An 11,704-nucleotide genomic window follows, 5' to 3' on the forward strand; every position below is an offset into this window, starting at 1 on the left:
AAATCGCCCGGTGGGTGCCTGACTGTTATCAAGGAGCGTGCCAGGTTTGCCGAAGGTCCCGGCAGCCGGGGGTGGAGTGGCTCTGGCGTGCGGTTTGGCCGATGTTTTTTGCTGAATCGAGAGGGAAAGTGCGCAACTTCTTGCGCAGTACTGCGCAAGAAGTTGCGCACTTAGCTGTAAGCCACGCCAGTCAAGGCCTGCAGCGCGATAAATCGCCTTTTTCACCGAACAAGTGCGCAAGAAGTTGCGCAGTAAGGCCAAGGGCCAGCGTCGAGCGCTTGAGACGATTCGCCCTGCGCGACGGTCAATCACTCACGAGCGCGCCGACGGCGTCTGCACCTTCCCCACAGCGAGTGAGAACGATATGAAAATCCTGATGGTTTTAACGTCCCACGATCAATTGGGTGATACCGGTAAGAAAACCGGCTTCTGGCTGGAAGAATTCGCCGCGCCGTATTACGTGTTCAAGGATGCCGGCGCGCAACTGACGCTGGCCTCGCCCAAGGGCGGCCAGCCACCACTGGATCCGAAGAGTGACGAGCCGGACGCACAGACTGCCGCTACCGATCGCTTTCGCAAAGACTCCGCCGCCCAGTCGGCACTGTCCTCCACGGTCAAACTGGACACGGTGAAGGCTGCGGATTTCGATGCCGTGTTCTATCCCGGCGGCCACGGCCCGCTGTGGGATCTGGCTGAAGACCGTCATTCGATTGCGCTGATCGAAGCGTTTTACAACGGAGGCAAGCCAGTCGCAGCGGTGTGCCATGCGCCCGGCGTGTTGCGCCATGCCAAAGGTGCGGACGGTCAGCCGCTGGTCAAGGGTAAGCAGGTGACGGGGTTTACCAACAGTGAAGAGGAAGCGGTAGGGCTGACCGATGTGGTGCCGTTTCTGGTGGAGGATGAGCTCAAGGCCAAGGGCGGGATTTTCTCCAAAGGCGCGGACTGGTCGAGCTACACCCGTGAAGATGGATTGTTGCTGACGGGGCAGAATCCGGCGTCGTCGGAGGAGACGGCGTTCGCGTTGTTGTCACGCTTGCGCTAGAAACAAAAGCAAAGGATCGCAGCCTGCGGCAGCTCCTACAGGGGGAAACACATTCCATCTGTAGGAGCTGCCGCAGGCTGCGATCTTTTGATCTTTCAGCGCGAAAGCGCTGCCAGACACTCCTCGATCGAACGCCGCTGCGTCTCGGCATACAGCCCCAGCTCATCAATGGTCGCACGCCCCAGCGCCTGTTCGAATGCCTGGCGGTTCGAGTGCTCGCCATAGTGCGTCTGTGCAGCATCCCCAAGGTTCGACTGAAAAATCCCCGCCGCACTCACCGGCAGGAAATCTTCGTACACCAACGGTTGAGCTTTCACGTGGCCCTCGCGGAGCAAATCCTCCAGCGATGCCGACTTAAGGCTACCCGCCGCCAAGCCTTTTTCCGTAGGGAAGTAGCGAAAGTACGCCAGCCCCTGTTCACGCATGCCATCGACGCTGTCAGGAAATTCGCCAAAGTGCTGGGTCATCAGCGCGTTGTAGCGTACGGCGTTGCCTTCGTTGGGGAAGTCACCGAGTTCATCGCGCGCGGCATTCAACAGGCGGTCATACAGCGCCCGGCCCTTGGGCGTCAGCGCCGCGCCGCGTTGTTCGATCTCGCCGAAACGCGCGCTGTGGCTGCCACGGGTGTCGTACTGGTCGGTGAAAGTGATCGGCTCATCCAGCGCCTTGAAACTGGTCTGGCGCAGCAGGATCGGACATTGCCGGCGCGGTGGCCCTTCGATTACCGCTTTCGGGGTGATGCCGTGCACCGGCATTTGCGCCTGAACCCTGTCGATGTCCAGTGTGCGCGGGGTCAGGTGATTGATATGCGGGCCTTTGAACGCCACCACATCGGCGATCAGACGGTGCTGAGCGCTGAGGGTCTGGTACTGCGCGGCGGTGACGGTTGCGCTGTGGTGCCAGCGAAAGGTCTCCAGGGCCTGCAGGACAAATTCCTCCGCTTCAGGCTCATTCAGCCCACCCGCTGACTCAGCCTGCTCGATCAGGTGCAAGACAGTAGGGGTAAAGATCGAACGCTGATTCAGTACCGATTCAGCAAACGCGCGCAGCTCGGGATCTTCGATCAGTTCCAGACGCAGCAACGAAGTGAACACCCGAAACGGACTGACCTGCAGCGCCGCTTCATGCACCGCGCGAAACGCCGTGGAGTGCACCGGCACGCCCGCCGGGGTCAGGTCGTAATAACCCACCGGTTGCATGCCCATCACCGCGAACAAACGGGCGAGGGTCGCCAGCTCCTTGGCCGTACCGACGCGGATGGCGCCGTGGCGCTCCATGTCCAGCCGTTGGATTTCACCGGTGCTGTCGAGCTGCCGTGCGATGTCCGGCTGAGCCGCCAGCACTTCGCGGTTGGTCTGATCCACCAGCTCCATCAGCGCGCCGTACAGCGGCACTTCTTCGCGGTACATGTCGGACATCGCTTTGGAGAAGCGTTGGCGGATCAGGTCGGGGCTGACGAAAGGCTGCACGGTCATGAAAAAAATTCCTGCCACGGTCACGGTTTGGATGGAGGAAAAGATCGCAGCCTTCGCTGGCGGCGGCAAACGAAGAATCCTACGAACTTCATTCTGCCAACGACTGATCCACCAGTTCGATCCAGTGCAAAACCTGGGTGCGCCCGGCGCCGGCCAGATGATTCTGGCAACCGATGTTGGAGGTGACGATCAGGTCCGGGCGATCGCTTTCCAAGGCGTTGAGGCGGTTGTCGCGCAGTTGTCGGGCGAGAGTGGGTTGGGTCAGCGAATAGGTGCCGGCCGAACCACAGCACAAATGCCCGTCCGGCACCGCCGTGAGGTTGAAGCCCAGCCGGGTCAACAGTTTCTCCACCGCGCCGCCGAGTTTCAGCGCATGTTGCAAGGTGCAGGGGCAATGCACAGCGATCCGGCGTTGGCTGGCGGCGCACAGTTTCTCCAGGGGCTCCCGGGCCAGGATCTGCACCAGATCCAGCGTCCGCTCGCTGATCTGCCGCGCCTTGTCGGCATAGCGCGGATCCTGCGCCAGCAAATGCCCGTAATCCTTGATGAACGCGCCGCAACCGCTGGCCGTCTGCACGATGGCTTCCGCGCCGTTTTCCAGGTGCGGCCACCACGCGTCGATGTTCTGCCGCGCGCGGTCGAGGCCCTTGGCCTGGGCGTCGAGGTGATAGTCCAGCGCGCCGCAGCAACCGGCCTCGGCCACCGGCGTCACGCTGATCCCCAACCGATCGAGCACCCGCGCCGTCGCATCATTGGTGTTCGGCGACAGGCCCGGTTGCACACAACCCTCGAGCAGCAGCACCCGCCGTGCATGGCGCGGCGCTGGGCGTGTGCCAGACGCTGGCGAGCGCTGGGGCAATTTGCTTTCGAACAGGCGCGGCAGCAAAGGCCGGAGCGTCGTGCCGACCCGCAACAAGCCCTTGAACACCCCGGGATTCGGCGCCAGTGCACGCAAGCCCTCGCGTAACAAGCGCTGGGCAGCGGGGCGCGGCACCGCCTGATCGACCACCGCACGGCCGATGTCGAGCAGGTTGTGATAGTCGACACCGGAAGGGCAGGTGGTTTCACAGTTGCGACAGGACAGGCAGCGATCCAGATGCAACTGAGTCTGTGCGGTGGCCGGCGCGCCTTCGAGCACTTGCTTGATCAGATAGATGCGTCCGCGTGGCCCGTCGAGTTCATCGCCGAGCAACTGATAAGTCGGGCAGGTGGCGTTGCAAAAACCGCAATGCACGCAGGTGCGGAGGATTTTTTCCGCCTCGGCCGCACGCGGCAGTTGTCGGGACTCTTCGCTGAGGGTGGTTTGCATGGCTAGAACTCCGCGTACATCCGGCCGGGGTTGAACAGCCCTTGCGGGTCGAGTTGCGCCTTGAGTTGCCGGTGATAACGCATGAGCGTCGGGGCTAGCGGCTGGAACGGTGTGTCGCTGGCACCATGGGTAAAGCTGGTGGCGTGCCCGCCGAGTTCCTGGGCGAGGATTTGAATGTGTTGGTGATCGGATTTCAGCCAGCGTTGCGCGCCGGCCCAGTCGAGCAACTGCTGGCCGGGCAAGTCCTGCGGCCCGAGATTGTTCGGCAGCGACAGGCGCCACAGCGGCAGGCCTTCGTCGAAAAAGCTCAGGCGTTGCTCGTTCAGGTCGCGCCAGAACGTCGAATCCAGTGGTTCGCCGCCGAGCCGTTGATGCGCGGCGGTGACCGAGCCTTCGCCGCCCTCAAGGCGCAGATACAGGCTTTGCCCGTCATGGCAGGCGCCGCTGATCGGCAACGGTTGCTGGCCCCACTCGGCCAACCTGGTCAGCGCCCGCGCGCAGTCGATATCGAGGCGGATGCTCAGGCATTGACGCGGTTTCGGCAGGACTTTCAGCGACACTTCGGTGAGCACCCCGAGACAACCAAAACTGCCGGTCAACAGGCGCGAGAGGTCGTAGCCGGCAACGTTTTTCATCACCTCGCCACCGAAGCGCAGGTGCTCGCCGAGCCCGGTGATGACCCGAGTGCCGAGGACAAAATCGCGCACCGAACCTGACCATGGCCGCCGTGGCCCGGACAGTCCGCTGGCGATCATCCCGCCGACAGTGGCGCCTTCACCGAAGGCCGGCGGCTCGCACGGCAGCATCTGCCCGGCCGCGTCGAGCGCCGCGAGCAGCTCGCGCAACGGCGTACCGGCGCGCACGCTGACTACCAGCTCGGTCGGTTCATAGCGCACGATGCCGCGATGTGCGCGGACGTCGAGCACTTCACCGGCCACTTCGCGGCCGAGAAACGCCTTGCTGTTGCCGCCCTGAATCTTCAGCGGCGTGGCGTTGGCCCGGGCCTGGTTGACCTGATCGAGCAGCGCGCTGCTGGCGTCGAAATCAGCCATCAGAAACGCTCCAGTTCGGGGAATGGCAGTTGTCCGGCATGAATGTGCATCGCGCCGAATTCGGCGCAGCGGTGCAGGGTGGGGATGTTCTTGCCGGGGTTGAGCAGGCCTTGCGGGTCGAACGCGGCTTTGACCGCGTGGAACAGGCTCAGCTCAGCGCTGTTGAACTGCGCGCACATCTGATTGATTTTCTCGCGGCCGACCCCGTGTTCACCGGTGATGCTGCCGCCAACCTGCACGCACAGTTCGAGAATCTTCCCGCCTAACGCTTCGGCGCGATGCAGTTCGCCGGGCTGGTTGGCGTCGAACAGAATCAGCGGGTGCATGTTGCCGTCGCCGGCATGAAACACGTTGGCCACACGCAAGCCGTATTCGGCGCCGAGGCGGGCGATGCCTTGCAGCACGCCGGGCAACTCGCGGCGCGGGATGGTGCCGTCCATGCAGTAGTAGTCCGGCGACAAGCGGCCAATCGCCGGAAAGGCGTTTTTGCGCCCGGCCCAGAAGCGCACGCGCTCGGCTTCATCGCGGGCCTGCCGCACTTCGCTGGCGCCGGCCTCGAGCATGACCTCGCGCACCCGCAGGCAATCGTCGTGGACATCGGCTTCGACGCCATCGAGTTCGCACAACAGAATCGCCTCGGCATCAACCGGGTAACCGGCGTGAATGAAGTCTTCAGCGGCGCGGATCGCCAGGTTGTCCATCATTTCCAGGCCCCCGGGAATGATCCCTGCGGCAATGATATCGGCCACGGCGCGGCCAGCCTTTTCCACCGAGTCGAAACTGGCCAGCAAGACCTTGGCGACCTGCGGTTTGGGCAGCAATTTGACCGTAACTTCGGTGATGATTCCCAGCAATCCTTCGGAGCCGGTAAACAGCGCCAGCAAATCGAAACCCGGCGCATCGAGGGCGTCGCTGCCCAGCGTCAGACGTTCGCCCTCGATGCTCAGCACTTCGATTTTCAGCAGGTTGTGCACGGTCAGGCCGTACTTGAGGCAATGCACGCCACCGGCGTTTTCCGCGACGTTGCCGCCGATCGAGCAGGCAATCTGCGACGACGGATCCGGCGCGTAATACAGACCGAACGGCGCGGCCGCCTGGGAAATCGCCAGATTGCGCACTCCGGGTTGAACCCGTGCGGTACGGGCCGCCGGGTCGATGTGCAGGATGTTGTTGAAGCGCGCCATGACCAGCAACAGACCTTTTTCCAGCGGCAGCGCACCGCCCGACAACCCGGTGCCGGCACCCCGGGCCACCACCGGCACGTTGTGTTGATGGCAGAGCTTGAGCAGGGTCTGCACCTGATCGAGTCGCCGGGGCAGGGCGACCAGCATCGGCGTGGTGCGATAGGCCGAGAGGCCGTCGCATTCGTAAGGCTTGAGTTCGTCTTCACGCCAGAGCAGGTCGAGATCCGGGAGGGCGCGCTGCAGGGTTTTCAGCAACTCGGCCTTGTTCACCTCCGGTAGCGGGCCATCGAGGCGTTCGTCGTAGAGAATGTTCATTTCGACCCCATCGGCGGACGTGATTACCTGTGGTGAGGGGATTTATCCCCGATGGCTGCGCAGCAGCCCCAACCCAGAGAATGCGGTGTGTCTGATTCAGCTTAGTGCTGGAACTGGGGCTGCTGCGCAACCCATCGGGGATAAATCCCCTCACTACAAAAATAGTTGTGGGACTCATCGCTGATTGCCCAGAAACTCCCGATACAACCGCGCGGTATTCCCCGGTTGTTCGACCATCGGCATGTGTCCGACACCGTCCCACACTTCCACCCGCAGATTGGCGATGCCCTTGCTCCACACCGGCACGCTGCTGACGTCGATCAAGCGGTCCTTGCGCCCCCACAGCAGCAGCGCCGGGCATTTGATCTCGGCCAGTTTCGGCTCCATGGGTGGGCTGGCGCGAAAGTCGCGGAAGATCTCTTCCAGTTCATCACGCTGGCGTTCGTATCGCTGGGCGATGGCGTCCAGCACCAGCCCGGGCACCCACGGCGGCGAGGCCATGGTCATCGCATAAAACTGGCGGAACTCTTCCCGGGAGTTGATCAGGAACGGGTTATGCCCACGGGCGAGGTGGCGCTCCATGTCGCTGGCCTGTGGCGCGGTGACACCGGCCGGGTCGATCAGCGCCACCGAGGCAATCCGCTCCGGATAGGTCGCTGCCAGCCATGCCGCGATGTAGCCACCCATCGAGTTGCCGATCACGTGGACCTTCTCCACGCCGCACACGTCCAGCAGCTGGATCATGCGCTTGGCCTGCAGCGCAATGTCGTAGCCGCCACCGGCCTTGAACCCGGTTTCCCCATGACCGGCGATGTCCGGAATGATCACCCGGTACTGGCGGACAAAATGCCTGGCGAAGCGCAGCCACAGATTCTTCTCGGCGCTGTAGCCGTGCAGCATCAGGATCGCGCTGGCTGCTTCATAGGGACCACCCTGCCAGGTCGAGACGGTCATTTCGGCAATCGGCACCTCGATTTTGTGCAACTTGTACAACTTGGCCTCGAGCGCCGTGCTCAGGTCGTACAACCAATGGCCGATCGCTGGATAACTCAACCAGCTCCAGGCCACGAAAACCGCGAGAGCGACAAACAGCACAAGCATCGACGTCTTCCTTTTACGTGTTCAGGACAGAATGTGGTCAGCCGGTTTCAGCGTCCGGGTCAACCGGTAGTAGCTGAAACTGAAGCCCGGAAATATCGCGATCACATGACCGCTCTTGCTCTGATACCAACTGTGACAGCCGCCGGACTTCCACACCGTGCGTTCCATCTCACGGTGGATCATTGCAGTGTAGGTACGTTCCGCTGCGGGGCGCACTTCGATGCTGCGCAGGCCTTTTGACTGCAGGGTGTGGATGCAGTCGAGGATGTAGTTCATCTGCGCTTCGATGATGAACAGCGCCGAGGTATGCCCGATGCCGGTGTTGGGGCCGGTGACGATAAACAGGTTGGGAAAGTCCGGCAGGCTGGTGCCCAGGTAGGCGCGTGGGTACTGCGCCCAGACGTCCTTGAGCTGCACGCCGTGCCTGCCGGTCACCGGATAGGAGACCACACCGTCGGTGGCGTCGTAGCCGGTCGACCAGATAATCAGATCGACATCGATGTGCTGGCCGTCCGTGGTGGTGATCCCGGTTTCATCGAACGCGGTGATGCCTTGTTCGCGGCTGTGCAACGTGACATTGGGCCGGGTCAGCGCCGGGTAATAGGTGCTGGACAGCAGAATGCGCTTGCAGCCGATGGTGAAGTCCGGGGTGAGTTTTGCGCGCAATACCGGGTCCGGCACCTGTTGCTTGAGAAAACGCAGCGCCTGACGCTGAACCAGGTGAATCGCCGGTTTCGAATATTTGAAGGCGATAACCCGGGTTTCGAATTGCCAGTAGAGCAGCCAGCGCAGCAGCTTGTAAGCCGGTTTGACACCCAGCAGCCAACGCTGGAAAGGCCCGAACGTGCGATCGGCGCGCGGCAACACCCAATGCGGCGTGCGCTGGAACACGTGCAATTGCTCGACTTCGGCGGCAATCGCCGGAATCACCTGGGCGGCACTGGCGCCGCTGCCGACGATGGCCACGCGTTTACCGCGGTAGTCGTAGCTGTGATCCCAATTGTTGGTATGAAAAGTCTTGCCCTCAAAGCGATCCTGGCCGGGGAAGGGCGGGATCACCGGTTGGCTCAACGGCCCGGAGGCGTTGATCACGAACTGCGCGTAGAAAATCCCTTTGCTGGTGTGCACCGCCCAGTGCTGTTCGGCGTCGTCCCATGCGATGCGTTCGACGTTGGTTTGCAGCGCCACGCGCTCGCGCAGGCCGAAGCGCTCGATGACGTGTTCGGTGTATTGGTGCAGTTCAGCCTGGGCGGCGAACATCTGCGTCCAGCGGTACGGCGCGAAGGACAGCGAATACAGCGGCGACGGCACATCCACCGCCGCGCCGGGGTAGGTGTTCTGGCACCAAGTGCCGCCGAGGAAGTCGCGTCTTTCCAGCAGGCGAAAATCGTCGATACCGGCCTTGAGCAAATTGACCGCCGCACATTGGCCGCCAAATCCGCTGCCGATGATCAACACTCGGTAGGTCTGCATGGGCCTCCTTCTTATAGTCGTTTTTCCGTTTTCGTCCTTTCAGGTATAGCTAAAAATTTGCCCTGTGCGCGACGGCGATGGCGCGGTATTCAGCGGCTGGCCGGTGATAGCTATTTAACGGCTGCCTGTTAGACTTCCAGCACATCCGTCTGACGGTGTGCGCAGGTTCCGTTGAGTGGTCGAGGCCCTTATGCGAAACAAGGGGGGAAAGGGACTTTCATTGGCCAGGAGGCTTTATACATCGCGAACCCTCGGGCTGGTGCTGGGGCTGTTGTGCGTGAGCGCGGCGATGTACCCGCTAGACCCGCCGCTGTGGGTCTGGGCGTTGATGCTGTTCAATGGCCTGCTCTGGCCGCACCTGGCGTTTCAATGGGCCCGTCGTGCCAGCGTTCCTTACCATGCGGAACACCGCAATCTGTTGGTTGATGCCTTTATGGGCGGCTTCTGGGTCGCCGCCATGCAGTTCAATCCGCTGCCCAGTGCCACCACCATTTCGATGATGGCGATGAATAACGTCGCCATCGGCGGATTACGTTTTCTCGCCGCAGGCCTGGCGGCGCAGATCCTCGGTATCGGCGTCGGCCTGGTGGTTTTCGCCCCGGCGTTCATCCCGCAAACTTCGCCTCTGCAGCTTTATGCCTGCCTGCCGTTGCTGATGCTGTACCCGCTGGCGCTGGGCTGGATCTGCTTTCGCCAAGCCTACACGCTGGGCCTGCACAAGCGTGAGCTACTGGCCCTGAGTCGCACCGACAGCCTCACCGGACTGCTCAATCACGGCGCGTGGAAGGATCAACTGGAAATCGCCTTTCAACGTTGCCGCCGGCAGCAGCAGGGCGCAGCGATCGCGTTGATCGACATTGATCACTTCAAGGCGATCAACGACACCTACGGGCATGTGGCGGGTGACATTGTGCTGCGCCAGTTGAGCAAAATGCTCAAGCAGAACCTGCGCGCTGCGGACGTCGCCGGGCGCTATGGCGGCGACGAGTTTTGCGTGATCCTGCCTGACCTGCCGCTGTTCAATGCCGCGCAGGCCATGGAAGCCTTGCGCGAGCGTTTCGCCACCTTGGGTTACGAGCAGAACCCGGCGCTCAAGGTCAGTCTGAGCATTGGTCTGGCGGCTTACGAACCGGCACACGGCGACGCGACCCGTTGGCTCAATGATGCGGATCAGGCGCTGTACGAGGCCAAGGCGAGCGGGCGCAATCGGGTGATCTGCAACAGTGATGATCTGCCGAAGCAGGAACTGCTCGATTCGGTCTGACTGCCCGGCACAATTTCCTCCTACAGGTGTTCGGTGTCGGCCGCAGAGATGTCGCATCCGGTATAGAGCCTTGCGTCGATGTCAGGTACGGTTCAATTCCCCCCGACGCGAAACAAGGATCGATTCATGACGTTCTCATTTTCCCGCTCGCTGCTGGCCGCCAGCCTCGGCCTGTCCCTCGTCCTCAGCTCCGCCAGCGCCTTCGCCGAACCGCACAAGCAAGTGCTGGCGGATGCCGAGCAGTATCAGCCCGAAGCCCTGAAACTGCTGGAACGGCTGGTCAACATCGACTCCGGTTCCGGTTATGAACCGGGCCTGAAACAAGTCAGCGAGATCGCCATCGATGAGCTGAAGAAGCTCGGCGCCACCATCGAACTGGTGCCCAATACCCCGGAAAAATCCAATCATGTGCTGGCCACCTTCAAAGGCACCGGCAAGGCAAAAATCCTTTTGATGGCGCACATGGACACGGTGTTCAAGGAAGGCTCCGCGGCCGAGCGCCCGTTCCACATCAAGGACGGCCGCGCCTACGGGCCCGGGGTGATGGACGACAAGGGCGGCATCGTCGCCGGGATCTACGCGCTGAAAATTCTGAAGAACCTCGACTTCAAGGACTATGCGCAAATCACCTTCCTGCTCGACGCCAGCGAGGAAACCGGCTCCGACGTCGCCACCGACCTGATCAAGAAAACCGCCAAGGCTCATGACGTGACCCTCAACCTCGAACCGGGGCGTCCGGCCGATGGTCTAGTGGTGTGGCGCAAAGGCAGCGCGACGGCGCTGGTCGAGGTCAAAGGCAAGGCGGCGCACGCCGGAGTCGCGCCGGAACTGGGGCGGAACGCGGCGATGGAAGCGGCGCACCAGATTCTGCAACTGGGCAAACTCGGCGACGAAGCGAAGAAAACCACCATCAACTTCACCGTGCTCCAGGCCGGTGATCGCACCAACGTGATCCCGGATCACGCCACCGCCAAGGCTGACGTGCGTGCGGCGGTGCCGGAAGAGTTCGACCGGATCGAGAAAGACCTGGCGCGAGTGTCGCAGGACAAGCTGATCGCTGAAACCGAAGTCACCACCAGCCTCAAACGCGGACTGCCACCGATGCCGCAAACGGCGGAGTCGGATCGCTTGATGGCCATGGCGCAAGGGATTTACGGCGAGATCGGCCGCAAGCTGACCGAAGAGGGCAGTGGTGGCGCGGCGGATGCCAGCCTGTCCGCCGGGGTGGGTACGCCGACGCTGGACGGTTTCGGGATTGTCGGCGGCAATATCCACACGCCGGAGGAGTACGCCGAAGTGGCGAGCGTGGCGCCGCGGATCTATCTGTTGTCGCGGATGATCATGGAACTGGCCAAGCGCTGACTTCCTCGGATTGGCGGTGCTGCAACTGACGCCTTCGCGAGCAAGCCCGCTCCCACAATGGATCTGTGCCGAACACCAATGCTGTGTTCACTGAAGATCCACTGTGGGAGCGAGCTTGCTCGCGAAG

General features: G+C 62.2%; 9 protein-coding genes. 3 read left to right on the forward strand and 6 right to left on the reverse strand.

From position 1 onward, the window contains the following. Positions 1 to 364 precede the first annotated feature (364 nt). Positions 365 to 1,042, forward strand: a complete 678-nt coding sequence (locus tag QRN61_RS27480; RefSeq protein WP_285376426.1) for a type 1 glutamine amidotransferase domain-containing protein — start codon at positions 365 to 367, stop codon at positions 1,040 to 1,042. Positions 1,043 to 1,137: 95 nt separating this feature from the next. On the opposite strand, the gene hglS is transcribed toward QRN61_RS27480, so the two are convergent. The 6 genes from hglS to QRN61_RS27510 form a co-directional block, all read right to left on the reverse strand. Further along, a complete protein-coding gene (gene hglS / locus QRN61_RS27485; RefSeq protein ID WP_285376428.1) occupies positions 1,138 to 2,517 on the reverse strand; it encodes a 2-oxoadipate dioxygenase/decarboxylase HglS in 1,380 nt (459 codons plus the stop codon). A gap of 88 nt (positions 2,518 to 2,605) precedes the next feature. Further along, the gene (gene glcF, locus QRN61_RS27490; RefSeq protein WP_285376429.1) at positions 2,606 to 3,826 is read right to left on the reverse strand and encodes a glycolate oxidase subunit GlcF; all 1,221 of its coding nucleotides are present in this window, start codon (positions 3,824 to 3,826) and stop codon (positions 2,606 to 2,608) included. A 2-nt stretch (positions 3,827 to 3,828) separates the two neighbouring features. Further along, entirely contained in the window at positions 3,829 to 4,878 is a 1,050-nt protein-coding gene (gene glcE, locus QRN61_RS27495) for a glycolate oxidase subunit GlcE (RefSeq protein WP_285376430.1), read from the reverse strand. Continuing rightward, positions 4,878 to 6,377 carry a glycolate oxidase subunit GlcD gene (glcD, locus tag QRN61_RS27500; RefSeq protein WP_285376432.1) on the reverse strand — a complete coding sequence of 500 codons (1,500 nt, stop codon included), beginning with the start codon at positions 6,375 to 6,377 and terminating at the stop codon, positions 4,878 to 4,880. Before glcD ends, glcE begins: the two co-directional genes overlap by 1 nt. Positions 6,378 to 6,551: 174 nt before the next feature. Continuing rightward, on the reverse strand, positions 6,552 to 7,478 hold the full coding sequence (locus QRN61_RS27505; RefSeq protein ID WP_096796512.1) for an alpha/beta fold hydrolase: 927 nt from the start codon (positions 7,476 to 7,478) through the stop codon (positions 6,552 to 6,554). Positions 7,479 to 7,499: 21 nt separating this feature from the next. Beyond that, the gene (locus tag QRN61_RS27510; RefSeq protein ID WP_285376433.1) at positions 7,500 to 8,951 is read right to left on the reverse strand and encodes a flavin-containing monooxygenase; all 1,452 of its coding nucleotides are present in this window, start codon (positions 8,949 to 8,951) and stop codon (positions 7,500 to 7,502) included. A 190-nt stretch (positions 8,952 to 9,141) separates the two neighbouring features. Between QRN61_RS27510 and QRN61_RS27515 the strand changes: the two genes are divergently transcribed. Both QRN61_RS27515 and QRN61_RS27520 read left to right on the forward strand, forming a co-directional pair. Beyond that, positions 9,142 to 10,215, forward strand: a complete 1,074-nt coding sequence (locus QRN61_RS27515) for a diguanylate cyclase (RefSeq protein WP_096796510.1) — start codon at positions 9,142 to 9,144, stop codon at positions 10,213 to 10,215. A 126-nt stretch (positions 10,216 to 10,341) separates the two neighbouring features. Next, entirely contained in the window at positions 10,342 to 11,577 is a 1,236-nt protein-coding gene (locus tag QRN61_RS27520) for a M20/M25/M40 family metallo-hydrolase (RefSeq protein ID WP_027611634.1), read from the forward strand. Positions 11,578 to 11,704 lie beyond the last annotated feature (127 nt).

Source organism: Pseudomonas sp. lyk4-TYG-107, assembly GCF_030209055.1.
GTDB lineage: Bacteria > Pseudomonadota > Gammaproteobacteria > Pseudomonadales > Pseudomonadaceae > Aquipseudomonas > Aquipseudomonas putida_A.